This window comes from Pedobacter sp. W3I1 (assembly GCF_030816015.1).
Classification (GTDB): domain Bacteria; phylum Bacteroidota; class Bacteroidia; order Sphingobacteriales; family Sphingobacteriaceae; genus Pedobacter.
Genome location: NZ_JAUSXN010000001.1, coordinates 2080246 through 2105568, shown reverse-complemented (window position 1 = coordinate 2105568; position 25323 = coordinate 2080246). Strand labels below are relative to the sequence as shown.

The 25323-nt window shown below is 39.6% G+C and carries 22 protein-coding genes; 13 read left to right on the top strand and 9 right to left on the bottom strand.

Annotated features, from left to right (window positions below):
• Positions 1–203 precede the first annotated feature (203 nt).
• Positions 204–1808, bottom strand: coding sequence for a tetratricopeptide repeat protein (locus QF042_RS08950; RefSeq protein WP_307527408.1), 1605 nt, complete (start codon positions 1806–1808; stop codon positions 204–206).
• 159 nt (positions 1809–1967) lie between these two features.
• Between QF042_RS08950 and QF042_RS08945 the strand changes: the two genes are divergently transcribed.
• The 3 genes from QF042_RS08945 to QF042_RS08935 all read left to right on the top strand — a co-directional run bounded on the left by QF042_RS08945 (position 1968) and on the right by QF042_RS08935 (position 4286).
• Positions 1968–2363: a GNAT family N-acetyltransferase gene (locus tag QF042_RS08945; RefSeq protein ID WP_307527405.1), complete on the top strand. Its 396-nt coding sequence runs from the start codon at positions 1968–1970 to the stop codon at positions 2361–2363.
• A 9-nt stretch (positions 2364–2372) separates the two neighbouring features.
• Positions 2373–2921 (top strand): dihydrofolate reductase family protein, encoded by a 549-nt coding sequence (locus QF042_RS08940; RefSeq protein WP_307527403.1) that lies wholly within the window; start codon positions 2373–2375, stop codon positions 2919–2921.
• Between the two features lie 249 nt (positions 2922–3170).
• Positions 3171–4286, top strand: coding sequence for a M23 family metallopeptidase (locus QF042_RS08935; RefSeq protein ID WP_307527401.1), 1116 nt, complete (start codon positions 3171–3173; stop codon positions 4284–4286).
• Between the two features lie 15 nt (positions 4287–4301).
• Here QF042_RS08935 and QF042_RS08930 read toward each other — a convergent pair whose 3' ends face one another.
• A complete protein-coding gene (locus QF042_RS08930; RefSeq protein WP_307527399.1) occupies positions 4302–5480 on the bottom strand; it encodes an acyltransferase in 1179 nt (392 codons plus the stop codon).
• Positions 5481–5791: 311 nt separating this feature from the next.
• On the opposite strand from QF042_RS08930, the gene QF042_RS08925 reads away from it, so the two are divergent.
• Complete coding sequence (locus QF042_RS08925) at positions 5792–6370, top strand: YdeI family protein (protein WP_307527397.1); 579 nt, start codon at positions 5792–5794, stop codon at positions 6368–6370.
• A gap of 462 nt (positions 6371–6832) precedes the next feature.
• Here the strand turns inward: QF042_RS08925 and QF042_RS08920 are convergent, their stop codons facing one another.
• From QF042_RS08920 to QF042_RS08895, 6 genes are all read right to left on the bottom strand, one after another.
• The gene (locus QF042_RS08920) at positions 6833–7891 is read right to left on the bottom strand and encodes a nitronate monooxygenase family protein (RefSeq protein WP_307527395.1); all 1059 of its coding nucleotides are present in this window, start codon (positions 7889–7891) and stop codon (positions 6833–6835) included.
• 1 nt (position 7892) lies between these two features.
• Entirely contained in the window at positions 7893–8321 is a 429-nt protein-coding gene (locus tag QF042_RS08915; RefSeq protein WP_307527393.1) for a nuclear transport factor 2 family protein, read from the bottom strand.
• 27 nt (positions 8322–8348) lie between these two features.
• Positions 8349–9095, bottom strand: a complete 747-nt coding sequence (locus tag QF042_RS08910) for an SDR family NAD(P)-dependent oxidoreductase (RefSeq protein ID WP_307527391.1) — start codon at positions 9093–9095, stop codon at positions 8349–8351.
• A gap of 11 nt (positions 9096–9106) precedes the next feature.
• Positions 9107–9325: a 4-oxalocrotonate tautomerase family protein gene (locus tag QF042_RS08905; RefSeq protein WP_131531439.1), complete on the bottom strand. Its 219-nt coding sequence runs from the start codon at positions 9323–9325 to the stop codon at positions 9107–9109.
• 10 nt (positions 9326–9335) lie between these two features.
• Positions 9336–9872: a YceI family protein gene (locus QF042_RS08900; protein ID WP_307527386.1), complete on the bottom strand. Its 537-nt coding sequence runs from the start codon at positions 9870–9872 to the stop codon at positions 9336–9338.
• A gap of 174 nt (positions 9873–10046) precedes the next feature.
• Positions 10047–10544 (bottom strand): Crp/Fnr family transcriptional regulator, encoded by a 498-nt coding sequence (locus tag QF042_RS08895; RefSeq protein WP_307527384.1) that lies wholly within the window; start codon positions 10542–10544, stop codon positions 10047–10049.
• 385 nt (positions 10545–10929) lie between these two features.
• Between QF042_RS08895 and QF042_RS08890 the strand changes: the two genes are divergently transcribed.
• From QF042_RS08890 to QF042_RS08870, 5 genes are all read left to right on the top strand, one after another.
• Positions 10930–11298: a hypothetical protein gene (locus tag QF042_RS08890; protein WP_307527382.1), complete on the top strand. Its 369-nt coding sequence runs from the start codon at positions 10930–10932 to the stop codon at positions 11296–11298.
• Positions 11299–11384: 86 nt separating this feature from the next.
• Positions 11385–12080 carry an ABC transporter ATP-binding protein gene (locus tag QF042_RS08885; RefSeq protein WP_307527379.1) on the top strand — a complete coding sequence of 232 codons (696 nt, stop codon included), beginning with the start codon at positions 11385–11387 and terminating at the stop codon, positions 12078–12080.
• Positions 12081–12095: 15 nt separating this feature from the next.
• Positions 12096–14603: a TonB-dependent receptor gene (locus QF042_RS08880; RefSeq protein WP_307527377.1), complete on the top strand. Its 2508-nt coding sequence runs from the start codon at positions 12096–12098 to the stop codon at positions 14601–14603.
• Complete coding sequence (locus tag QF042_RS08875) at positions 14603–16048, top strand: DUF3526 domain-containing protein (protein WP_307527375.1); 1446 nt, start codon at positions 14603–14605, stop codon at positions 16046–16048. The genes QF042_RS08880 and QF042_RS08875 overlap by 1 nt, the downstream gene beginning before the upstream one ends.
• 9 nt (positions 16049–16057) lie before the next feature.
• Positions 16058–17422 (top strand): DUF3526 domain-containing protein, encoded by a 1365-nt coding sequence (locus tag QF042_RS08870; RefSeq protein ID WP_307527373.1) that lies wholly within the window; start codon positions 16058–16060, stop codon positions 17420–17422.
• Between the two features lie 273 nt (positions 17423–17695).
• Here the strand turns inward: QF042_RS08870 and QF042_RS08865 are convergent, their stop codons facing one another.
• Positions 17696–18163 (bottom strand): Lrp/AsnC family transcriptional regulator, encoded by a 468-nt coding sequence (locus tag QF042_RS08865; RefSeq protein ID WP_307527371.1) that lies wholly within the window; start codon positions 18161–18163, stop codon positions 17696–17698.
• 199 nt (positions 18164–18362) lie between these two features.
• Between QF042_RS08865 and QF042_RS08860 the strand changes: the two genes are divergently transcribed.
• The 4 genes from QF042_RS08860 to QF042_RS08845 all read left to right on the top strand — a co-directional run bounded on the left by QF042_RS08860 (position 18363) and on the right by QF042_RS08845 (position 25319).
• Positions 18363–19409, top strand: a complete 1047-nt coding sequence (locus QF042_RS08860) for a PLP-dependent cysteine synthase family protein (RefSeq protein ID WP_307527368.1) — start codon at positions 18363–18365, stop codon at positions 19407–19409.
• 24 nt (positions 19410–19433) lie between these two features.
• The gene (locus tag QF042_RS08855; RefSeq protein WP_307527367.1) at positions 19434–19883 is read left to right on the top strand and encodes a protein-disulfide reductase DsbD domain-containing protein; all 450 of its coding nucleotides are present in this window, start codon (positions 19434–19436) and stop codon (positions 19881–19883) included.
• A 9-nt stretch (positions 19884–19892) separates the two neighbouring features.
• On the top strand, positions 19893–21542 hold the full coding sequence (locus tag QF042_RS08850; RefSeq protein WP_307527364.1) for a protein-disulfide reductase DsbD: 1650 nt from the start codon (positions 19893–19895) through the stop codon (positions 21540–21542).
• A gap of 528 nt (positions 21543–22070) precedes the next feature.
• Entirely contained in the window at positions 22071–25319 is a 3249-nt protein-coding gene (locus QF042_RS08845; RefSeq protein ID WP_307527362.1) for a TonB-dependent receptor, read from the top strand.
• The last annotated feature ends 4 nt before the right edge of the window (positions 25320–25323 follow it).

Sequence of the window (25323 nt, the reverse complement as noted above, 5' to 3'; positions counted from 1 at the left end):
AAAGAAATTATTGAGGTTACATAAAGGCAACAGCGTTACAACAAGCATATATCAAAAGGCAACACAAAAACACAACATAATGATTATCAATACATTAAACACATAACAAAACGCCGTTATGCTTTTATTACCGTTACATTAACAAATTGTTAAGTCCTTAAATTCAATAAAAACCAGGCAATATATAACAGCTGATGTAACGGTTATAATGCCTGGATAAATGCTGATAAATTATCGCCTTGCGCCAGATTTAGCTTTTTCCTTAGTCTATATCTCGACACCCTTAAGCTATCGGTAGATATACCAAGCAAGGTTGCAATATCGCCTGAATCGAGGTTCATTTTCAACAGCGCAATCAAGCGCATATCGGCTGAAGTAAGCTCACTGCTATATTTCTTTAGGCTTTCGAGAAATTGATGATGCACCTGTTCGAAAGCCATCGTAAATTCTTTCCAATTGCGTTCGTGATTAAAACTCTGGTTAATCTCTGCGAGGATCTGATTCATCTGCTTTTTCTGATCGCGCTTATCCTCTTTTACCATCGCCTGTAAGGTACTCCTAAGATTTTCAAGGAATTGGTTGTGTTTGATCAGATTTAAGGTATGGGTAGACAGTTCCCTGCTTTTAACCTCCAACAACTGCTTCAGATTTTGTTCTTCGAGCTGAAGGTTTTTGAGCTCCAGACTGGTTATATCGTGTTCTATTGCCTTCTGCCGCGCCAACATCTGCTGGTCTCTGAACTTTAGCCGCTGTCTGCTAAAAATAACAAATCCCAAAACGACCAATAATATCACCACAATTGTGGCAGAAAAAGCAATGATCCTGTTCACCTTCCGGTCGTTTTTCAGTTTATTAATCTCGTCAGATTTTTTATTGATATCGTAAAGCACCTGCAAAAAAGCTACCTGCCGGGCACCGTCTTCCGAATACAGATCGACAGTATATTTATAGCCAAGTTTTACATAGTGGTAGGCGCTGTCCATATTGTTCAACAGTTCGTATGCCTTGCCCAAATCTCTGCAGCAGGAGCTTACCTGATAAATATTCCCCATCTTTTCGGCTAGTTTCAACGCAGTTTCGGTCTGTACAATACTTTCTTTATAGCGACCGGTTTTACGGAGGATATCGCCCAAATTATTAATGACCTCAATACTCCCGAGGTCATTATGATCTTCCTGGTATAAATTTAACGACTGTTTAAAATGTACATAAGCAGAATCGTAACGCTCCAGGTCTTCATATATACTGCCCAGGTTTTCGTGTATTTTTGCGGCTCCACTTTTATCGCTAACCTGTTCGTTTATTTTTAAGGCCAGCTTTTGATAGTAAAATGCGCTGTCGTAAAGTTGCCTTTTTTCGTATAACTGCCCTATATTACCCAAAACGGTTGCCTGTCCGGTTAAATTATTCGCTCTTTTATAAATGCTGATGGCTTTGCTATAGCTATGCATAGCCTTATCTTTCTGCTTCATGTAATAGTAGAGCACACCAGCATCGTTAAGGTTAGCGGCCAGCAAAAGCGATTGATTGGCATTGTTAAATATTTTATCTGCTTTTAAAAAGAACTCTAACGATTGGCTGAAATGCCCCTGCGTATAACAAACCTTACCCATCTGCTGCAAACATTTGCCTTCTAAAAGCTCATCATTATCATCGATAGATTTGGCATATATTTTTTTTAATTGAGCCAGGGCTGCAGTCGGATCTTTTTGATTCAGGGTAATAATCGATTCGAATTTTTCTTCCTGCGCGTTTGCATTCGAAATGAAGAATAAAAAAAGTACAAGGATATTAAAAAGTTTGATCATGTTAAAAGCAGCTATATCGGCCAATGATCAACAAAGAAAGAGCGCATGTGTTAACTTAAGGTTAAGCTGAAGAATTAACGCTAATGAAAAATATTGTTTATCAGTTTTTGATGTCGTTTTTTACTATCCTTTACAACCATATTTTGTAATTTAGAGGATATGAATATTACCTATAAGTTAGACATTATCCCCGATGCAGAAGAGGTAATCGCCTTATTCAGCCAAGCAGGCCTTAAACGTCCTACTGATCCGGAAAGAATAACATTGATGTTAAAAAATGCAGACTTGTTGGTTACAGCCTGGCAAGAAGATAAACTTGTAGGTATTTCAAGAACCATTACCGATTGGGCCTGGTGCGCTTATCTGGCAGACCTTGCTGTATTTACAGATTTAAAAAGCTCGGGAATAGGCAAGGAAATGATTGCGATAACACGCGAAAAAATCGGCCCTCAATGTATGCTCATCCTCTTATCAGTACCTACTGCTTTTGATTACTATCCGAAAGTGGGGTTTAATAAAGAAGACCGCGCATTTAGTATCGAACGAACACAATAATTTATACGAATGAGAAAGATTATCTTAAACCTTGCCGTTACATTGGATGGCTATATTGAAGGTCCTAATGGAGAAATTGATTGGTGCATTATGGATGGCGACGCTAATTTTAATGACTTTTTAGATGGTATAGATTCTATTTTTTATGGACGGATCAGCTACGATCTCTGGGGTAACTATCAACCCGGAGAAGAAGAAAACGACCTGATGAAATCGATCTCCGAAAATATCAACAGCAAGAAAAAATATGTTTTTTCGCATACCAAAACCAGCGATAGTACAGCTGCTACTTTTATTCAGTCGGATATTGCGCAAAAGGTTAACGAAATGAAAAAGCTTCCCGGCAAAAACATATGGTTGTATGGTGGCGCAAAGTTAATATCTGCCTTTTTAAATGCCGGTTTGGTTGATGAGTTGCAGTTAGCTGTACACCCGGTAATATTGGGTGAAGGAAAATTACTGTTTAGTGAAATCACCAATCGGGTTTGGTTAACATTAAAAGAAACCAAAAGCGCTCCATCAGGTGTTGTGCAGCTAATATACGGCGTGGTTAGATAAGTTTGGAGTTGAGGGTTTGGCGTTTGGAGTCGATTAGACCAGTTATTGAATGAGTGAATTTTGAATGAGTGAATAACTAATGACCAAGAACCAATGACTAATGAACAAATGAATCATAATTAGTCCGGAGTTGATTAGACCAGTTATTGAATGAGTGAATTTTGAATGAGTGAATAACTAATGACCAAGAACTAATGACTAGTGAACAAATGAACCATAATTACTCTAGAGTTGATAAAATTCAAAAACATGATTAAACAGTTATTAACGATCACTTTTCTTTTTGGTTTAGGTGTACTTTTCCAGCCCCTCTTTGCTCAAAATAAAGAAGTGATATCATTATCTATTCACCAAAATCCATCATGGACCAAGATCGGAACAATTTTTTTTCTCTATTATGAACTCCAACTAAAAAATGGTGGCACAGATACGATTGAACTTAAAACATTGAATATATCAGGACAAAATAAGTCATACCTTAACTTAAATGCATCAAAACTGGTCGAACGCACAAAAAGTAGCGATCGGGAAAACAGAAATCTGATTATCCCTGCTGGCGGCTCTGCTTTGATTTATATTGAGCTCGAAACCCAGGTATTAAAAGCCGAAACGATAGTAAACAAACTTGAGTTTTGGATTCATCACCAAACCAAAAGTAATGCAACAGCATCTATCACAACAGCATTACATCCTACAGTTACTAAACCAACGGTATTAGGCAAACCACTACAAACAGGTTTATGGACTGCCATTTACGATCCGGCATGGGCCTCAGGACATAGAAGAGTATTTTATTCAGAAAAGGGAAAGCAATTTCTTCCCGGCCGTTTCGCCATCGATTTTATGCGTGTAGACAGTTTGGGGAAATATGCCTCTAAAAATACAGATTCTATCCAAAACTGGATTGGTTATCAAAATGCAATACTAGCAGTAGCCGATGGTACGGTATCTTCGGTACTCAATGATTTTAATGAATCAGCAACTGTTTCGCAGCACAAAAGCCCTGCACCCGAGCAAGCCAGTGGTAATTATATTTCCATAAAGATTGCGAATAGGCAATATGCTTTCTATGAACACTTAAAGCCAAACAGTATTCGGGTTAAACCAGGAGATAAAGTTAAAAAAGGAGATGTAATTGCGGAGTTGGGCTTTACCGGACAATCTACTGGCCCTCATCTCCATTTCCATTTAGCCGATCGAGATAGCCGCCTGTATGCAGAGGGATTACCTTATGTGTTTGAGCATTTCTTTCAGGTAGGTCGATATGCAAACCTGGAAGACTTCGGTAATAGCCCCTGGCAACACAATGAACAGCTTAAAGTAAGGCAAGGAAGACCCTTATCAAATGCGGTAATCGAATTTTAATTCGACATCATACAATTACAGGTATTTTTTCACCAAAGGAATCTTCCGCAGCAAATAAGCTGTTCCCCAACTTAATGCCAGCGAAAAAACAAAAACGAGTAAAAACTTAAAGCCTGCAGGTATATTGAGCGATAACAATAAAAACTGGAGCCAGGTTACATAAACAAAATGAACCAGGTAGATTAAATAGGCATGGCTACTGAGCGAATCCCACCAACCTATGTTTTTGGCAACCAGTTTGCTATAGCTGGCAATTAAAGCAAGGGATGTTAACGTGCAGCAAAGTACAAACAATACATTGCTGATAATTGCATTTTGATTGTTACTGAGCATTTTTTGAGCTTCTGCTTTGTTTAGCACATCGGCTGAATACCAAAAAGCGCTGAAAGCAATAAGGGCTAATAAACACCACAATCGATAGTATTTAACGGTTAACGATTCTTTAGCAAAAACTCCTTCATCGATCGCTAATTTTCCAACAACTGCTCCGATTCCAAAATAGGCAAAATATAGGATTAAACGGCTTTGCTGAAAATCAAAAGGTCCAAACCCCGTCCAGCTATAAGGCCCAAAATAGCCTGCAATGGGCAAATATGCAAGCAAACCTGTTAAAAACAAAATTAAAAACAGGCCGACAGCTGTAGTGTTTTTGTTAAGATTCAACTGTGGAGCGCTATTCTTTCTGCTATAAAATAATTGATGAAACGATGCGGTAACCAAGTTAAAAACAAACAACAACCATAAAAACCATGGTGGCCCAACCGGCCAGGCCTCTGTTGTGAAAAAATCCTTAACATATGCCCAAATATTGGTACTGCCACCCATTAGATAAAATGAAGGGAAATAAGCCAAAAGCATCAGCATGGTCCCCAGCAGTAAGAAGGGAATCAATAACCTGAAAACTTTATCTTTAATAAAGGATAGATAACCTTTTTTATCTATGCCTGGAAAAAAGAAAAGTCCACCAAGAAAAAACATGAGCGACATAAAAAAGGTATCGTTAAAGCTCACCACACCATCAAGCAATGCCCATCTGCTATGATCAACTACAGGATGTGTAGACAGGATATAAGCATCTTTGTTAAATACAGAGAAAGTGGTGTAGGCCAATGCGGCATGATGTGCAACCACTAAAACGGTTATGGTTGGGCGCAAATAATCTATCCATACATTCCTTGAAAATTGCTTGGCCATATCTTGTTTACCTATATTATACTGCTACTACCTTAATCGTAAATTTAACATCTTAAACCTAATAAACGATCAAAAAAGCGATAGCTAAGTATATTGAAACGAATTAAATCCTGAGATAAACAGAAAGCTATCGGTCTTAACCTTTCAGAAGTGATTAAATACTTGCTTTAGTGCGGCAATTTTATCATTTTTAACTCCGCCATGGATTTATCGTTTCGGTGGTTGATCTCTTTGGCAATTACGCGTTATGTATAACATACACGATCTCGAAATATTAGATAAAAACCTATAATAGTTAAATACTTATTTTTATGGAAGAAATAAAAAACGGCGTTAAAGCTTTTTATGCTAAAACCCAGGCCGATTGGCGCCAATGGCTGGCTGAGAACCATGAAAAAGAAGTATCTGTTTGGTTAATTATCTATAAAAAAGACGCATCAGCAAATAGCTTACCTCATAGCAATGCAGTTGATGAAGCCCTTTGTTACGGCTGGATTGATAGCTTAACAGTGAAACGGGATGAAGAAAGTCGTTATCAATTCTTTTCCAAAAGAAAGCCTAAAAGCAATTGGAGCGCAATTAACAAGAATAAAGCTTTGCATATGATAGACCAAGGATTGATGAGCCTTGCAGGACTACAATCGATCGAAACGGCTAAAGCCAATGGCATGTGGGATGCCCTGAATGATGTGGAAAATCTGATTGTTCCTGATGATTTAAAAAAAGAATTTGAATCCAACAAGCTGGCACAAACACATTGGGAAAAATTCCCCCGTTCTTCAAAGAAAGCCATATTAAAATGGATATCAGAAGCGAAAAGAGCAGAAACAAGAGCAACAAGGATTAGCGAAACGGTTAGGTTAGCCGGAGGGAATGTGCGGGTAAAGTAAAGTCAGTCCGAAGTCTTTAGTCGGAAGTCCAGTTGCCAGTTAACAATTTGCAATAACCAGTAGAAGAGTCCGAAGTCTTTAGTCGGAAGTCCAGTTGCAAGTTAACAGTTGCCAATAGCCAGTTAATCAATTTAAACAATTAACCAGTGCCCAGTTATCAATTGCAGTTAACCAACCGGCTCGAAGTATCGTCATTTCGACCGTAGCGGAGAACCGGAAGGCTCTGCGAAGCAAAATCTTTTAAATTTCGTTTGATTAATTTGCTAAAAAGATCTCTCTCCCGAAACTTCGGGATTGCACTCCAGTCGACATGACGACCATATACTGGAATCTGTCAATGATAGTGGAGTCGAAGGGTTAATATTAGTAGAGGGATAATGTCCGATTATCCAGTTTTCAGTATATAGTTGCCGATTGGCAGTTAGGCGCCCAAACCAATGGCAAATGAACCAATGAACCAACTTACCCCATCTCCTTAATCAACGCCTCCATCAACTCTTTTGCCGAGGTATATTTTAAGTTTACCGCGTTTTGGCCTGACCAGAAATTGTACATATCTGTTTTGCCCTGTTCAATAGCAGCGGCTCTTAACGGCCCCATTAATCGGGTTTGCAGCGGAAAGGGCAATACCTCAGTTTCACAATTAATATCGCTGGATATCCGGTTAGCAATCATCCGCCCCATTCTCCCTGTCAATGATTTAGAAAGTACTGTATTTTTTGATTCTTCAGAGAAAAGTTTTGCCTTGTGCATGGGCGTTGCATTAGATTCGTCGGTGACTAAAAATGCGGTACCGATTTGAACGGCGTCTGCACCAAGTGCTAGTGCTGCCTGTATACCCTTGCTATCAGCAATACCTCCCGCAGCAATTATAGGGATTTTTGTTTTCGCTTTTACCTGTTGGATCAATGCAAAGGTTCCTGTTAGCGATTCATTTGCTGGTTTAAGAAATGAAGGACGATGTCCACCGGCTTCAAATCCAGTTGCCACAATGGCATCAACCTGGGCTTCTTCGAGTGCTAAAGCCTCATCTAATGTGGTGGCTGCCCCCACTGTTTTAATGCCTAGCTTTCGCGCTTCCGTTAATATTTCTTTTGAAGGTATACCGAATACAAAGCTAAATACCGCAGGTTTCAGCTCAAATAGCGTTTCTACCTGTCTCAAAAATTTTGAAGGAATATTGGCATTAAGATCAGGTAAGGGAATACTCAATTCATCAAAAAAAGGCTTGAATAAGGCTTTAATCTCCTCCACTTTTTCTGGTGGATAATTAAGCAAACGCTCATCTACATCATTTACCCATAGGTTGATGTTATAAGGTTTATCTGTTTTTGTTCTTACAATTTTATTGGTTTCGATAATTTCTTCAGGACTTAACGTATATGCGCCAAGGCTACCTAAACCACCAGCATTTGATACAGCCGCTAAAAGTTCTGGCGTTGAAAATCCCCCACCCATGGGGCCTAATAAAATCGGATACTCGATCTTTAAAAGTTCGGTTATTTTGGTTCTATTCCACATCCTAATAAATTTTAACGTTGGTTAATAATTTATTCACGATTACCCAGCCGCGATCAGTTTGCGCTAAGGATAAAAGATCGTAATAATTAAAGTCAAAAATAGGCAGATGAACTTTGGCAATTGCTATAGAATTGATAATTTCTATTGATATTGTCTCCATGCGGAATGTTTCATTTAGTTCTTGGGGACTTTTACGGCTACCCACCCCTGCTAAATATTCATCAATCGTTTTAAAATACGGAACTCCATTCACATCGCCAGCTACCACAGCCTTAGGATGAAATATTTTTCTGAGCAGTGCTGTATCTCCATTAAAAACTCCCTTAAAATAAGATGACAGTACCTCTGCTATTGCATTTGCGTTTTCGGTGTAATTGTTCATGGTTTTAATTTTTAAGGTATGCCCGGGGCTAATCACTTCCCTTTGCATACCTGGTTTTTGTTTTAATTTTTATCCTTAGCCAATGTGATGACCTGCTACATGACCTCCATCCAAATTGATGATTTCGCCTGTTACAAAATTACTTTCTGCCAGGTACAAGGCCAGTTGAGCAACATCCTGCGTTTCACCAATCCGGTTTAATAAATGTAAACCTGCAAATGCATCTGCATCACTAATGCCATTTTTCTCCTGTAACGGACTTCTGATAATGCCTGGTGCAATGCCATTAACCCGGATGTTGTTTTTGCCAAACTCGGCAGCCAGTTGTTTGGTTAAGGCATGGATGCCCCCTTTACTCGAAATCGGAGCTGTTGCAGGAAAACCTCCAATGGCATGATCTACCAACACGGTTCCAATGTTAATAATTGCACCACCATCTTGTTTCAACATTTGCGTGATGGCTGCCTGAGTAGTGAAAAATGTGCCTTTTAAATTGATGTTCAAAAATTTGTCCAGATGCGCTTCATCTACCTCTAAAAAGGGTTTTGGTTCAAAAATACCGGCATTGTTTACCAGTACATCTACAGCACCAAAACGCGATACGGCAGTTTCTACCAATAGTTTACCTGTACTCACGTTGCTGATATCGCCAGCTACCATAGCCAATTGATGGTGCGATCCTAATTCATTGAAAGCAGTGATTAAATTGTGCTCATTTGCAGAGTTGATCACCACATTGTGCCCCTGTTTTAAAAATAAAGCTGCAATGGCGCGACCAATACCTGTTGATGCGCCTGTTATAATGACAGTTAGTGTTTTCATGTTTTTGATGATTATTTATTGTTTGCTGTTATCCCTTTTTCGCGTAATACCGATACCTGCTCGCCCGCATAACCCCAATCATCCAATTCAATTTCTTGAATTACTACATGGGTAAGCTTTGGGTCTTTATCCAGTACTTCGGTAATCAGTTTGGTAATCCCACTAATTAAGGTTTGTTTTTGTTCGCGCGTAACGCCTTCGCGGGTCACTTCTATTTTTACGTATGGCATGGCTGTTCGATTAAAGAGTTAATGATGCGGTTAATTTTACGTCGAGTTCAAATTCATTGTAGATCAGGTTATCGCCAAGGTTGGTGAAAAAGTTACCCGATCTGAATTTCATGTTATACCTGGTACGGTCGATAAAGATTTTACCAGAAGCTGTTAATGTATTGCCATTAACCACAACATTTGCTGCAAAAATTACAGCATGCGTAATGCCTTTAATGGTTAAATCGCCAGTAATTACGGCATTATCTTCGTTAGTTTGATCAACAGCGGTAATAACAAATGTGGCTTCCGGGAATTGATCGGTTGCGAAAAAGTCTTCAGAAAATAAATGTCCGGCAAATTGTGCATTGGTTGCAGGGTCGGTAACATCCAATATTACAATAGAGGTGGTATCGATAATAAAGTTCCCATTGCTGAGTTTACCATCGTTTAAAGTTAATGAACCCGATTTAAGCGTTATGGTTCCATTATGTGCGCCGGTTACTTTTTTACCGGTCCAATTGATGCTGCTTTGAGCGCTTACAATTTCAAATTTTGTAGTTTCCATTTCTTTGTTTTATCAATCGTTAGTGATTGACAACACAAAGTAAAGGAGGATTTTTACAGGGCTTAGGTGATCTACATCACATTCTGCATACGCTATTTCTGGGCGTTGTAAAGTCTGCTCAGGGTTTCTCTCGAAACACCCAAATAAGCTGCTATTAAATGTTTGGGTACGAGATTATACAATTGAGGATACATGGCCAAAAAGTTCTTCGTAACGGGCTTTTGTATCGTTATTCATAAAAGATAATAGCCTTTTCTGCGAAGCCAGATAGCCTCTGTTTGTTCTCCAACGAAAAAAATGTTCAACCTGATGGATTTCGCTGCAAACCTTTTCGCGGTCATCGTTAGAAAGGCATAATACTTCTGCATCGCTAATGCAATCTACGCTTATGGTTGCGCGGGTGTGGTTGTATAGGGCGCCATAATCTGAAGTCCACCAGGTAGGCATAGCAAACTGCAGGATATACATCTTAATTTCATCGTTGATGAAAAAAGCCTTTAAACATCCGGAAATCACAAAATATTCGTGCTCTACCTTATCTCCTTCGCTAATAATGGCCTGCCCTTTTTTATAAGATCGCGGCTTGAAATGGGAAAATAAATAATCGAATTCTTTGTCGGTTAAAGTAGCCGTTTTTAAAATATGCGCTTTTAGTGTTTCTTTAGGATCCATAGCTTGAAATAAAGGTAAGAATTATTGGGGTTAGTAGGAAGTCTGGAGTCCGAAGTCCGAAGTCCAAGGTCCGAAGTCGGAAGTCCGGAGTCCGGAGTGGATGAAACGATTGAAAAAAATGCCGATTCACCGATAGAATTGTCACTCTGAGGAGTAATTTATTGTATAAATCAATATAAATGACGTGATTTTAATGAAGAGAATAGCGTAGGGGTATCGTCATTTCGACCGTAGTGGAGAAATCTTTGAACTACGTCAAAAGATCTCTCCACTCCGCGTTGCTCCGGTCGAGATGACGCGGATTTTTAGGATCTGTCATTGATCGCATAATTAACTGATGAACCCCATACTTGATTTTTAATTTTTTAAATGTAACTTTGTTGCATTGAATTATTCAGTGTATACATATCGCAGAGAAATTTTTGCCCGTATATGGGCAGTATTGCTATTGGCGATATTTCTTAATGCAACACTGATAGAAAGCCTGCATCATCATGGTACCGAAAAAACCAGTTACAGCAAACAAAGTTCTGGTCAGACGCACCCGCTTAAACAATTGGATTCGGCAAAGCTAAAATGTAAATTGTGCGAGGTACTGAAACACCGATCGCATTTTTTCGATCTTCCTGCTCCTACCGCATTTACTTTACCCTTAGTTAAACCAGCAATTAAACCCTGCAGTTACCTGATGAGACATGCTGTTGCTTATATCTTATCCTGCGCCAATAAGGGCCCTCCAAGCCTAATGACTTAATCTTCATACCAGAAGTTTCTTTTCATCACCAGCAAATTCATTCTGTTTAACGCACATGCCTGTTTGGTATGCGCCAATATTTTATTATGCTTCAAGCCATTTCATTATCCAAAAACTATCATTCCCATCGAGCCTTAAATCAGCTTAATTTAACCGTTAACCCTGGCGAAGTATTTTGCCTGCTGGGCCAAAACGGTGCGGGAAAAACCACTACCATCAATTTATTTCTAGGTTTTATTCAGCCGAGTAGCGGAAAAATCTTGATCGACAACGAAGAAATCTCTGTGCACAATGATGAACGGCGGAAACACCTGGCCTACATTCCCGAAGTTGTGATGCTTTACGGTAATCTTTCGGCCATCGAAAACCTCGATTATTTTTCTAAACTGGCAGGTTTTAATTATGGTACTTCAAGCTTGGTCGCTTTTTTAAATCAATGTGGTTTACAGGAAGCCGCCCACCACAAACATTTATCGGGTTTTAGCAAAGGCATGCGCCAAAAAGTGGGTATTGCCATCGCACTGGCCAAAAACGCAAAGATTATTTTAATGGACGAACCTACCAGTGGGCTAGACCCAAAAGCTACAGCAGAATTTACCCAACTGGTTAAACAATTGGCTGCCGAGGGGAAATCGATATTAATGGCTACGCACGATATTTTTAATGCGGTAAATGTGGGTTCGCACATTGGCATTATGAAACAAGGCGAATTGATCCATACACTTAAAGCCAGCGATATCACTGCGGCCGACCTTCAGGAATTATACTTACAAACCATCTAAAAACAAATCCATTTCATGTACCCAACATATAAAGGCCTTTCTATTTTCCGTGTGCTCAGTTTACTATTGCTCCTCAGCACGTTTAGCCTGGTCGCTTTTGCTCAGATTAAGGTGAGTGGAAAAGTGGTCGATAGCCAAAACCAAGTCATCTCTAAAGCATCCATTAAATTTAAGAATGGGAAAGATCAATTGAATACCAGCAGCGATTCGCTCGGTAATTTTTCGGTTGTTTTACCTAAAACAGCCAATTACACCATCATCATCAGTGCCATAGGCTACAGCACTTTTAACCGCATTTACCCCGTTAATGGCATTGGCGATTTAAAACTTGATGCGATTGTGCTACAAAGCACCAACGAAGAATTGCAGACCGTTGAAGTGGTAGGTACCAATGGCAAAAAGTACTATGGCAACTATTCTTTTTCGGCCACCAAAACGGCTACTTTAAACAAGGATATCCCACAGGCAATTTCTTCGGTTTCGAAAGAATTAATTGCCGACAGGCAGGCGGCAGTACTGGCCGATGCTATTAAAAATGTAACCGGCGTATCACAAAGCAGCTATTACAACCAATTTTCAATCAGGGGAATTAACCAGAACGAAGAAGGTGCTATTATTAATGGCATGCGTACCCGCCAATATTATTTTAACCAGCCTTTAACCAATAACCTGGAGCGGATAGAGGTAATAAAAGGTCCTGCAAGCGCTACATTCTCGAGTGTAGACCCAGGGGGAAGCATTAACCTGGTAACCAAAAAGCCACTGACAGAAGATCGCAAAGAGATTAGTCTCTCTGCCGGAAGTTTCAGCACCATTAGAGGCGCTTTGGATTTTACAGGTCCTTTAAATACTGATAAAACGCTGCTTTACCGGCTTAATGTGGGATATGAAGACAGCAAAAGCTTCAGAGACCTGCAATACAGAAAGGGTTACCTGATTGCTCCTTCCTTTTCGTATATCCCGAACGATCGAACCAGTTTAAATGTAGAAGTGGTAATGAACAACAGCAATTCGAGGTTAGATCGCGGACAGGCAATTTTTGGTGCAATTGCTGGTAAAACCGATTTACAAAGTACACCGATCAGTTTCAATATGGGTGCCAGTAATGATCGCTTTAACAGTCAGGATTTAATGTTGATGACCAATTTTTCGCATAGCCTTACACAGGATATTGTATTTAATGTGGCTTATATGAAGCAAAACTGGAACGAAGATCTTTTAGAACATAGAACCACTAATGCTTTTGGAGTGGATGAGAACAATCAACCTATCCCTACCTTAGCGGCCATGCGTGCCGTTCAGCGTCAGCAAAAATGGCGAACTGATAACTTAAGCACCTATTTTAGTATCAACACCAATACTTTTAGCTTGAGCCATAAACTGGTAATCGGGTATGATAGAATAAACACACAGAAACTGCGGGGCGGTGGCGAAAACTCGGCTCAGGGTTACCGGTTAAAAGATGGAACCATTGCAACCAGGTACGATCCCACGAAAAAAGACCTCTATTTATTTAAAGTGGTAAATGGTATAAATGCACCTGTGCCCAATGTAGAACACTTTAACCTGACTAACCCAGCCTATACCATTAAAAATTTAAGCGATTACGTTTTTACTAAAACGGAAATTCCTGCTGCATATAATTTGGTTAATGCCGTGTACCTGCAAGATCAGATAAAATACCATCAACTTACCTTAACATTGGGTTTACGACAAGAGTGGTATGAGGATTACAGTAATTACAAATTAGCTACCGAAAAGAAAATTTATCAGCATAAGCTTTTGCCAAGGGCCGGAATTACCTATGCCATAAATGCAAACATTAACCTTTACGGAACCTATTTGCAAGGGTACCAACCCCAGGGCAATACCTCAACACTCGTTATTGTTCCACCACCCGCAGGTACCAATTTTAAACCTTTAGAAAGTGATTTAAAGGAGATTGGTGCAAAATCTGAATGGCTGAATAAAAACCTGATGCTGAATATTTCGGTATTCGAAATTAACCAGAAAAACCTACTAATGAATGCAAATGATCCATTGGATGTAAACCGTTTAATAGAACGCGGTGCCCAACGCAGCCGTGGTATCGAATTCGAAGCTTCTGGTTTTATCAAGTCAAACTGGCAGTTTAATGCGGGCTATAGCTATGTAGATGCCATTATTAAGGACGATTTTAATCCGGATTTAATTGGCCAAAGGGTTCAAAATACGCCAAAACACAGTGCTAGCTTATGGACACGCTACAACTTTGAAACCCTTAAGCTAAAGGGAATAGGTTTTGGAGCAGGTTTACAGTATAGTGGCACTAAACTTCCGTTGTACATCAGAGATTTTGTACTGCCTGCGTATACCCTGTTAGATGCCGCGCTTTATTATTCGCCCGCTGGTTCTAAAGTGCAGCTGGCCGTAAATATGAATAACATTTTAAATAAAACCTATTGGGTTGGCGCACAAAACTATCTACGCCTTTTCCCCGGTACACCAAGAAATGTAATGTTTAACGTAACGTATAGAATATAATGCCAAATAGAATAAGCACCATAGCCAAACAAACTTTTAAAACCGCTCTTAACAACAGGGCCACCTTAGCCCTAACCGTTTTATTAGGTTTATCGCTTGGTTTGGCCACTTATGTGGGCTGGCAGAATTTTAAAACACAAAACAACCAGCGCCTGCATTATAAAGAATTGGTTAGGGCACAATGGCTGGCAAAACCAGATAAACACCCACACCGGATGGCGCACTATGGTTACCTCGCCTTTCGCGAGAAACATGAACTGAGTTTCTTCGATTTTGGGATAGAAAGTTTTGCGGGCGTATCGATCTTTTTAGAAGCACATAAACAAAATACCGTAAATTTTAGCGAAGCAGGTTTCGCTAACGGGATGTTACGCTTCGGCGAAATCAGTGTGGCCATGGTGCTGCAACTCCTGGTGCCACTTTTAATTTTCTTCTTAGGTTACAACAGCATTTCGGCTGAGCGCGAATCGGGAACATTAAAAATTCTGCTATGCCAAAATGTAAGCTGGAAACAACTCCTCTGGGGCAAAACATTGGGCATAATCGGTGTTTGTTTGTCGATATTTATCCCCCTCATGTTGCTTACCATTTTGCTATGGGCTTCCTTAAGTCATTGGCAAATCAGCGGTGATGCCAGTATACGCTTATTGGTATTAATTTTTAGCTATGCCATCTATTTTTTCATTGTATCTGCCATCACGGTTTTGGTTTCGGCTTTTGCGCGCAGTTCTAAATCAGCCTTAACCACTTTATTGGCCTGCTGGATATTTTTTATGGTCATTATGCCAAGGATTACCCAGGCAGTCGGCGTAAAAATTTATCCATCCCCATCTAAAATAGAATTTGCCGATGCCATTGCTACCGACATCCACAAACAGGGCGATAGCCACAATCCAGATGACCCACATTATGCTGCAATTAAAGACTCACTATTCAAAACCTATGGTGTAGATGATGTAAAAAAACTGCCTTTTAACTATGGTGGTTATATTATGGCAGAGGGCGAAAAAATAAGCTCAAAAATTTACAGCAACCACCAAAAGGAACTGAATAAAATTTTTGAAAAGCAGAACAGCATTACCACGGTAGCAGGTTTCTTAAATCCCTATATATCACTCAAGCATATTTCGATGGCCCTAACGGCCTCTGATTTTCACACCTTTGTTGATTTTCAGAACCAGGCAGAAGCCTACCGCTATCAGCTGGCGCAAAAGATGAATAAATTACAGATTGATAAGATCAGCAACATAGCGCCGGGAGAAAAAGAAAAACCTTTGGCCATTAGTAAAGCAAACTGGGCAGAACAACCTGATTTCAATTACCATTTTGGTAACCTGGGTAATACCATAACTAACGAGCTATTGCCCCTAAGTTCCTTAACCTGTTGGTTGCTGGCCATAGTCTTTCTGCTCCAATACTCAGCCAGGTGGATTAAAACGATATAGATATTAAGAATGAAAAAAAGTATATATAACCTCGAATTTAAACTGTTTTTCAGAAACAGTTCCTCATGGATAGGCATCATTGTGCTATTGACTGCAGGCTGTGCCGGTTTATATTTTGGTAAAACATTTATAGCAAACCAACAGGCAGTAATTGAAAAAGCAGCAATACTGCAAAAGAAAAATACCCTCAATAATATTGATCATTTTGGTAAAGATATTGGACTGCTGTTTTACCACAATAAGTTTTCATTGGCTAATGCACCCAATCCCTGGGCTGCTTTTGCCAACGGGCAACGCGATATTAATCCCTATTTAATTTCGGTAAGTATGCTGGGGCTCGAAGGGCAACTTTACGATACAGACATTAGTAACCCTGTGAGCTTACTTTTGGGCAATATGGACCTGAGTTTTGTATTTATCTTTTTATTTCCCCTGGTCATTGTTGCCTTCACTTACAACCTGCTTTCGGAGCAAAAAGAAAGCGGGCTTTGGTTGTTGTTAAGGGCACAAACCAATCAATCGTTTCAGGTAATCTGGCAAAAGTTTTTAGTCAGGGTAGCGGTAATCTTGGCTGTCGCCATATTATTGCTCTTTATTGCCATGTTTTACCTGCAATTATCTGTAGATTTTACATTTTTTTCAGTTACCGCATTGCTCATATTTTATCTGGCATTCTGGTTTGCCGTTTCATTTTTTGTTATTTCGTTAGCCAAATCATCTAACTTTAATGCATCGGCATTGGTTGCTGTTTGGGTACTCATCTGTATTGTAATCCCTGCATCACTCAATCTTTTTTTAACCCGGAAGTACCCGGTACCCGAAGCTTTGCAGCATGTGATTAACCAACGAGAGGGCTATCACGAAAAATGGGATATGGCTAAAGAAATAACCATGAAACCTTTTTTTGAACATTATCCTGAGCTAAAGAAATATCCATTTCCAAAAGATAAAACCTTTAGCTGGTTCTGGTATTATGCTATGCAGCAAATGGGCGATGACCAGGCAGCTGGAAGCAGGTTGGCGATTGAAAATAAACTGGCTTTAAGACAACGTTTTACCAATAGGCTTGCATTTTTCTTTCCCACCATACAAACTCAATTGGGCGTTAATAAAATGGCAGCTTCAGATCTCAATACTCATCTCGATTTCCAACAGGCGGTTAGAAAATATCATGAACAAATCCGGTTACATTTTTACCCGGTTATTTTTCTGAATAAAACGGTTGACAGTACAGATATTAAGGATTATAAACTGGAAAAATATAGTCCGCAGCAAACGTCTTCAGTTTGGGTTAATTTGCTGTCGGTATCAATATTAACAGTAATTCTAATTGGCGCAACGGCTTATAACTTTAAAAGGGAAAAGCAGTTTTAGGTTTATTTTAGCCAATGAATATTATTATGAGGCGCTGTCTCATAAGTTTTGATTCCATTCAAACTTGTCACGTTGAGCTTCCCGAAGAATCGGGACAAGTAGTCGAAACGCTTTGCGGAGCATTTAAACGGGTCCTTCGACAGGCTCAGGATGACAATTCTATATTTATGATACAGCCACTTTCCCCATTGAGAAGTTAAGGGAAATCCAAAGTCTGGAGTCGATTAACCAATTTCAATAATTAACCCTTCACAAATGATCAATGAACCAACCTTACAAAGGATATGCAGTTTCACTTTTCGGTTCTGAGAGCACAAAGTAGCTTTGAACGGTGGTAATATTGGGCAGTGTCGCCAGTTTATTCCGTAGAAATTCGTGGTAGGCATCCATATCTTTGGTTGCGATGCGGAGAATAAAATCGTGTGCCCCGGTCATCTGCAAACATTCCATTACCTCACTAAACTTAGAAACTTCGGTTTCAAATTCGATCAAGGTTTTAGCCGTGTGCTCCTTCAACAATACATGAGAAAAGGCGATCAGGTTTCTGTTGATTTTTTTCCGATCGAGAATGGCCACAATTCTTTTAATGTAACCTTGTTCCTTTAACCTTCTTATGCGTTCATGTATGGTGGCTATTGACTTATGCAACTTTAACGATACTTCTTTATGGGTCAAAGCGGCATCATGTTGCAGCAATTTTAATATTTCTATATCAGTCTGGTCTAAATCCCCGTGTATCATATATGTTAATGGATTGAAAAAAAATATAATGGATAATAAAAAATTCGACCTAAACTGAAATAAAGAATAATAATTAATCAAAAAAGCAGAAATTTTCTGTAAAAAACAACATGTATTGACGTAAAAAATTATAATCCTGAATTTTACCGAAATAAAACCGATCAAAATAGCTATTTGCTATCCGATTTAATCAACAGCCATGACCACAATAACAGCAAACAAAATGACTTCTGCCATGGAGGGAAAATTTGAACATTTATCACTTCTGGTTGGTAATACCCCAATGCTTGAGCTTACTTATACTTATCAGGGAAGCACAGGTAAAATCTATGTTAAATGTGAACATTATAATCTAACCGGCAGTATTAAAGACAGGATGGCACTTTACACCTTAAAAAAAGCTTATGCTGAAGGTAAAATTAAAGCCGGAGACCGCATAGTTGAGGCCACCAGCGGCAACACCGGGATTGCATTTGCTGCCATCGGTAAAGCCCTGGGGCACCCGGTTACCATCATTATGCCAAACTGGTTGAGTAAAGAGCGCATCGACATTATTAAAAGTTTAGGTGCCGATATTCTTCTGGTGAGCAAAGAAGAAGGTGGTTTTATCGGAAGCATTAAACTTGCAGAAGAGATGGCCATGAACAACCCCGATATTTTTTTACCAAAACAGTTCGAAAATATAGCCAATCCAGAAGCACACGAACATACCACTGGCAAAGAAATATGGGAACAGTTGCGTTTGAAAAACCTTTCGCCTGATGCTTTTGTTGCCGGCGTAGGTACCGGAGGAACCATTATGGGTGTAGGTAATTTTTTAAGAAAGCAAAATTCTAACATCAAAATACATCCACTAGAACCTGCAGAATCGCCAACATTAACCACAGGTTATAAAGTAGGAAGCCATAGAATCCAGGGCATTTCTGATGAGTTTATCCCCGAAATTGTTAAGCTAAGCGAACTGGATGAAGTAGTACAGGTAAACGATGGCGATGCCATACTAATGGCACAAAAACTAGCCCAGAAACTTGGTTTAGCCGTAGGCATATCATCGGGCGCTAATGTAATAGGCGCCATAAAACAACAGCGAAAAATGGGAATTGAAAGCTGTGTAGTAACCATCTTTTCTGATAGCAATAAGAAATATTTAAGTACCGATTTAATGAGGGTAGAACCTGTTAAAAGAGGATACATTACCCCTGAAGTAGATTTCCTGGATTACCAGGCCTTTAGCAGATTACATTAACCACCATAACCAATAAACCACAACATGAAAAAAATCATCTTTTTGTTCTGTACCGTATGCCTGATTAACCTTAGTGCATATAGCCAAATTTTAAAACCGGTAACCTGGAGTTATGCAGCAAAAAAAACCGGGCCAAATACGGCTACTGTTTTCATCAAGGCCAATGTAGACCAGGGCTGGCACCTCTATTCGCAATTTGTTAAAGATGGAGGTCCTGTTAAAACAACCTTTACTTTTCCATCATCAGCCCATTATACCCTGGTTGGAAAAACAACTGAACCAAAAGCGATAACCAAATTCGAATCTACTTTTAAAATGGATGTGAGCTATTTTGAAAAATCGGTAGTATTTCAACAAAAAGTGAAACTAAAAAGTAAAACCGCAACTATTAAAGGCAATGTAGAGTTTATGGTATGCGACGATAAGCAATGTTTACCACCTGAACAGGTCGATTTTAGTATTCCTGTAAAATAAGTAGCGCGTATGATATCCTTAAAGAAAACCTGTCTCGGGTTGCTGTTCTGTTGTGCTATATCCTTAAACGGATATACGCAGGATAGCTCCGGTACCGACGACCTCACTTTTACAGAGATTAAGCCGGAAGCCGTTGATAGCACCATTAAAACAACTGATACTGTTGCTAAAATAGCTGCGGCCATACCTGTTACCGTTCAACAAACTGTTGCTCCATCAAAAGAAGAACACAAAACCCTGTGGGGAATTTTTATTGCAGGTTTTGTTGGCGGTTTAGCAGCCTTGCTCATGCCCTGTATCTTCCCCATGTTGCCCCTTACAGTAAGTTTTTTCACCAAGGGATCAGAAAAAGGAAAAGCCTTTCGGCGTGCAGCATTGTATGGTTTTTTCATTATCCTCATTTATGTAGTGCTTGGGCTGTTGGTCACGATAATTTTTGGTGCCGATGCCTTAAACAGTTTATCTACCAACGGAGTATTCAATTTCTTTTTCTTCTTATTGCTGGTTGTTTTTGCGGCTTCATTTTTAGGTGCTTTCGAAATCACCCTACCCTCTTCCTGGGTAAATAAAATGGACGCTAATTCAGACAAAGGCGGCATTGCAGGATTGTTTTTTATGGCCGGGACATTGGCCTTAGTATCTTTCTCTTGCACCGGTCCCATTATAGGTACGTTATTGGTGCAGGCGGCAACAACGGGTGCTTTATTAGGGCCCGCAATAGGCATGTTTGGCTTTTCTTTGGCACTGGCTATTCCTTTCGCCCTGTTTGCACTCTTTCCATCTGCTATGAACAAACTGCCTAAATCTGGTGGTTGGTTAAACAGCGTTAAAGTAGTACTGGGCTTTCTGGAGTTGGCTTTTGCACTAAAATTTTTAAGCAATGTAGATCTGGCCTATCACTGGGAGTGGTTTGACAGGGAAATATTCTTAAGCCTTTGGATTGTAATTTTTGGGTTGATGGGCATTTATCTTTTGGGTAAGCTCAAGTTTTCGCACGATAGTCCGCTGGCTTTTATCTCTGTACCAAGGCTTTTCCTGGCTACTATAGTATTGGCTTTTACTGTTTATTTAATCCCAGGTATGTGGGGAGCACCATTGCGCAGTGTTTCGGCTTTCTTGCCACCACAGGAAACACAGGATTTCGACCTGTATACTGCGAGCTTATTGGCTGGAAAACAGACAGCAATAAATGATGGTCCACATAAATACGCAGATAAATTTCATGCGCCATTAAAGCTGAATGCTTATTTCGATTATAATGAGGGTTTGGCTGCAGCTAAAAAGCTGAACAAACCTATACTAATCGATTTTACCGGTCATGCTTGCGTAAACTGCAGAAAAATGGAAGCCAATGTTTGGCCAGACAAAGACGTGTACAAAATGATCAGCAATGATTATGTACTCATTCAGCTGTATGTGGATGATAAAACAGAACTGGCTCCGGCGGATATAGTTGTTACTCCCGAGGGAAGAAAGCTTAACACCATTGGCAAGAAATGGAGTGATCTGCAGGCCAGAAAATTCCAGTCCAATTCGCAGCCATTCTATGTACTGCTCGATCCTAAAAAAGAAGCACTACTGGTACAACCACAGGGGGCAGATTACGAAATAGCAAATTATAAAAAGTTTCTGGCAAGTGGATTAAACGCTTTTCAATAACAAAGTATTGGTGGAGTAGAAGCCGCCAGCGTTGATTTAAATTTTAGTTAATGACTCAGGGGCAGTGCCGGATGGCCTGTCTTTGTTTTTTAACAATTTCTTCGGTACAACAGCCCAAGTCAACTTCTCTTTAAACCCTTCTTTATCGTTTTATTTTTTAAATCAGCCCGCACCCTACAGGATGGAGCAGGACGGATTACCCGAATAAAAGTTATAATCTCGTATAACCAAATATCAAATCTTTTAATCAATACCGATATGAGCAAGGAAAATTACACCAACACAGTGCAATCGTTTGCACTTGATCACCTCAATACTACCATTTTAAATCGCTGAGGCAAATAAAAAAAGAAAGGGCTATTGTAGTCAAAAACATTAAAAACTAACTCATTTTTCATCGTACAACAGGTAATGCATCCAGAAAATAATGGATTAATTGCTTAATCATATGCCCTCAAACAGATAGCACACCACATCTAATATGCTATTTGGCCAAAATAACCAAATATTTACAAAACCAATAAAACTATGGATCTTAATTTTTATCCAGAAAATCTAAAGCGACGAAAAGGCTCTTCGTACAAAAAAATCCTGATTACGGGTATGTCGGCATTATGCCTACTCTGTGTCGCGAATACTGCAAATGCAGATGCGGCCAACCGTAAAGCAACACTGGCAACTGTAGGTACAAACATTTCAATGAGCAAACGAGATGTAAACCTCAAGGGAAAAATTGTTGATGAAAAGGGCGAAACCTTAGTTGGCGTTAGTATAAAAGTAAAAGGTACTACTATTGTGGCTTCAACAGATGCTAATGGTGCCTTCTCCATTACTATTCCATCAACGGTGAGCAACCCGGTTTTGGTGGTTTCATACATTGGATATACTACACAAGAAGTGCCTGTTGATGGAAAAACAACAATCAGCATTCAATTAAAAAGTTCGACCAATGATTTAGATGAAGTTGTGGTTGTAGGTTACAACACAGTTAAAAAAAGTGATTTGACCGGAGCCGTGGTAAGTGTGGGTGCAGAACAAATAAGATCAAGACCTGTTCAAAATGCACTACAGGCTATTCAGGGTAAAGCTGCCGGTGTAGATGTTACTTTAAATGAGCGTCCTGGTCAAATCGGTTCCATTTTAATCAGAGGAATGCGTTCTATAAATGCCAGCAATTCTCCGCTTTATGTGGTAGATGGTATTCCGTTTGCTGCAGGTGGTATCGAAGCCATTAATCCGAACGACATTGAATCTATCGATATTTTAAAGGATGCTTCCGCTACAGCCATTTATGGCTCGAAAGGTGCAAATGGTGTTGTTTTAATTACCACCAAAAAAGGTAAAGCTGGCAGGTTAACATTAGATTACGTTGGAACAGCAACTATTGAGACCATCCAGGATAGAACACAAATGATGAATGCGGCAGAATATATTGAGTTTCGTCGTGACGCATACCGTCGTATTGGTTACTTAAATCCCGCGGCCCAACCAAATACGACATATCCTACTGTGCCTACGCAAGCAGATGATAACCGTATCTTCCCGAATGATAGTTACGTAACGGCAAACATTGCTCAAGGTTGGCAAAATGGGGTTTATAATGGCAGCCTGGTACCTACAACCGATTGGACGGATTTGGTTACCCGAACGGGCATTACACAAGACCATGTATTAAGTGCCAGCGGTGGTACCGATAAATTAAAAGCTTATGGCTCTTTTGGTTACTTAAACCAGATCGGTACAGAACTTGGTCAGGATTACGAGCGTTATACCTCTAAAGTAAGTGTAGAGCTAAATCCAGTAAAGTGGTTTAAAATGGGCGCAAACATCACCGCATCTTACGGCTTACAGAATTATGGCTTTGCTACAGGTAATGCAACCGGACCAAGTAGTTTGTACGGAGCAGCACAAGGCATGTTACCCGTTGCAGTTCCTTATGATGTAAATGGTAATCGGATCAATTTGCCTGGTGCTGATATTAATATTCAGAATCCTGTAGGCGAAGATCAGTACAATATCAATTTGCGCAAAGTATTAAGAACAATCGGATCTTTTTATGCAGAGGTAAGTTTATTAAAGGGATTAAAATACCGCATTAATTTTGGACCTGATTTTTACAACAATTACAATGGCAGGTATCAGGATGCCAAATCAATCAATCGCGGCGCTGGTGAATCAGGTTCTACCAATTATGCTCAACTTAACCAAAGCAACAGATTTGCTTATACGCTAGATCATTTAATTTACTATGACAAAACCATAAAAAAACATAATTTCGGAGTTACTTTATTACAGAGTTCATCTCTTTTTAAAGAAGAAACTTCGTCGATGACGGGTACAAAAATCCCATTAAGCAACCCACTTTGGTATGGCTTAGGTGGTGCTAATATTCCAAGTTTAGATGCGTTTAGTACCGATTTAAATAAAAACACCCTTATATCATACATGGGTAGAGTGAATTATAGTTTTAACAGTAAATATCTTTTAACCGCTTCGGCCCGTTGGGATGGTGCTTCCCAATTAGCGGAAGGAAATAAATGGGATTTCTTCCCTTCTACTGCAATTGCGTGGCGCATTGATCAGGAAGATTTCTTGAAAAATATCAAATGGATCGATCAGCTTAAACTCCGCTTAGGTGTGGGTAGTGTAGGTAATTCGGCGATTACTTATGGTACTACATTAGGCAAACTACAGCCCCTCACCTATACTTTTGGTGGTTCGGTACAAACCGGATATGTTGCCTCTGATGCATCACTTGCAGACCCGCCAACCTTACCAAATAAATTGTTAGGCTGGGAACATACCTTACAATATAATTTAGGTTTAGATTTCAGTATTGTAAAAGGAAGAATCAGTGGTTCGTTAGACTTATACAAATCAAATACCGTCGATCTCCTTTTGTCTAAACCTATTTCTTCGATTAATGGTTATACCCGATCTTTCGATAACATAGGAGAAACGAAAAACCGCGGTATCGATTTAACTTTAAGCACCATTAATGTTAAAGCCAAAGATTTTAGCTGGTCTTCAAACCTGAGCTTTTCTGCCAGTAAAGATGAAGTAACAAAATTGGCCAATGGAGATGATATCCAAACCTCATTATTTATAGGTCAAAGGGTTAGGGTGGCATACGATTTTGTTAAAGATGGCATTTGGCAAAATACCCCGGAAGATTTAGCAGAAATGGCAAAGTTTAATGCTAACCTACCGGCAGCAAGTGCTTTTAAACCAGGCAGCATTAGGGTCAGGGATTTAAATAATGATTATAAAATTGATGCCAACAACGACAGAATCATAAGAGGAAGTTATACCCCAAGCTGGACAGGTGGTATCACCAATACCTTTAATTACAAAAACTTCGACCTTTCTATTTTCATTATCGCGAGATATAATTTCTTAATTGCTACGGGTGCAGAATCGCTTCAGGGCCGTTTTGCACAGCGTTTAGTTGATTATTGGACGCCAACCAATCCAACAAACGATTATCCTGCTCCAAATTACGGAAGTGCTGCCGGCGATCCTTACAGAAGTTCGATGAATTACCAGGATGGATCTTTTGTAAAAATCAGGAATATCTCGTTAGGCTATTATTTCCCAGAAAAAATTGCTAAAAAATTAGCGCTATCGAAATTAAGGGTATATGCACAAGCCATTAATCCGGGTTTAATTTACTCTAATGTTGGCTGGGTCGATCCTGATTCGGGCATCTCATCCAACAATTCCGTTACCTCAACTTTTAACAGAGGTGTAGTATTTGGTGTTAATGTTAGCCTTTAATCCT

What these genes read in the sequence shown, in the direction of transcription:
- QF042_RS08855 (WP_307527367.1), top strand. Translation starts at nt 19,434, where the DNA reads ATGAAAAAAATCATCTTTTTGTTCTGTACCGTATGCCTGATTAACCTT.
- QF042_RS08925 (WP_307527397.1), top strand. Translation starts at nt 5,792, where the DNA reads ATGGAAGAAATAAAAAACGGCGTTAAAGCTTTTTATGCTAAAACCCAG.
- QF042_RS08860 (WP_307527368.1), top strand. Translation starts at nt 18,363, where the DNA reads ATGACCACAATAACAGCAAACAAAATGACTTCTGCCATGGAGGGAAAA.
- QF042_RS08915 (WP_307527393.1), bottom strand. Translation starts at nt 8,321, where the DNA reads ATGCAAAGGGAAGTGATTAGCCCCGGGCATACCTTAAAAATTAAAACC.
- QF042_RS08935 (WP_307527401.1), top strand. Translation starts at nt 3,171, where the DNA reads ATGATTAAACAGTTATTAACGATCACTTTTCTTTTTGGTTTAGGTGTA.
- QF042_RS08865 (WP_307527371.1), bottom strand. Translation starts at nt 18,163, where the DNA reads ATGATACACGGGGATTTAGACCAGACTGATATAGAAATATTAAAATTG.
- QF042_RS08905 (WP_131531439.1), bottom strand. Translation starts at nt 9,325, where the DNA reads ATGCCATACGTAAAAATAGAAGTGACCCGCGAAGGCGTTACGCGCGAA.
- QF042_RS08850 (WP_307527364.1), top strand. Translation starts at nt 19,893, where the DNA reads ATGATATCCTTAAAGAAAACCTGTCTCGGGTTGCTGTTCTGTTGTGCT.
- QF042_RS08910 (WP_307527391.1), bottom strand. Translation starts at nt 9,095, where the DNA reads ATGAAAACACTAACTGTCATTATAACAGGCGCATCAACAGGTATTGGT.
- QF042_RS08920 (WP_307527395.1), bottom strand. Translation starts at nt 7,891, where the DNA reads ATGTGGAATAGAACCAAAATAACCGAACTTTTAAAGATCGAGTATCCG.
- QF042_RS08940 (WP_307527403.1), top strand. Translation starts at nt 2,373, where the DNA reads ATGAGAAAGATTATCTTAAACCTTGCCGTTACATTGGATGGCTATATT.
- QF042_RS08845 (WP_307527362.1), top strand. Translation starts at nt 22,071, where the DNA reads ATGGATCTTAATTTTTATCCAGAAAATCTAAAGCGACGAAAAGGCTCT.
- QF042_RS08870 (WP_307527373.1), top strand. Translation starts at nt 16,058, where the DNA reads ATGAAAAAAAGTATATATAACCTCGAATTTAAACTGTTTTTCAGAAAC.
- QF042_RS08880 (WP_307527377.1), top strand. Translation starts at nt 12,096, where the DNA reads ATGTACCCAACATATAAAGGCCTTTCTATTTTCCGTGTGCTCAGTTTA.
- QF042_RS08895 (WP_307527384.1), bottom strand. Translation starts at nt 10,544, where the DNA reads ATGGATCCTAAAGAAACACTAAAAGCGCATATTTTAAAAACGGCTACT.
- QF042_RS08875 (WP_307527375.1), top strand. Translation starts at nt 14,603, where the DNA reads ATGCCAAATAGAATAAGCACCATAGCCAAACAAACTTTTAAAACCGCT.
- QF042_RS08885 (WP_307527379.1), top strand. Translation starts at nt 11,385, where the DNA reads ATGCTTCAAGCCATTTCATTATCCAAAAACTATCATTCCCATCGAGCC.
- QF042_RS08930 (WP_307527399.1), bottom strand. Translation starts at nt 5,480, where the DNA reads ATGGCCAAGCAATTTTCAAGGAATGTATGGATAGATTATTTGCGCCCA.
- QF042_RS08900 (WP_307527386.1), bottom strand. Translation starts at nt 9,872, where the DNA reads ATGGAAACTACAAAATTTGAAATTGTAAGCGCTCAAAGCAGCATCAAT.
- QF042_RS08950 (WP_307527408.1), bottom strand. Translation starts at nt 1,808, where the DNA reads ATGATCAAACTTTTTAATATCCTTGTACTTTTTTTATTCTTCATTTCG.
- QF042_RS08945 (WP_307527405.1), top strand. Translation starts at nt 1,968, where the DNA reads ATGAATATTACCTATAAGTTAGACATTATCCCCGATGCAGAAGAGGTA.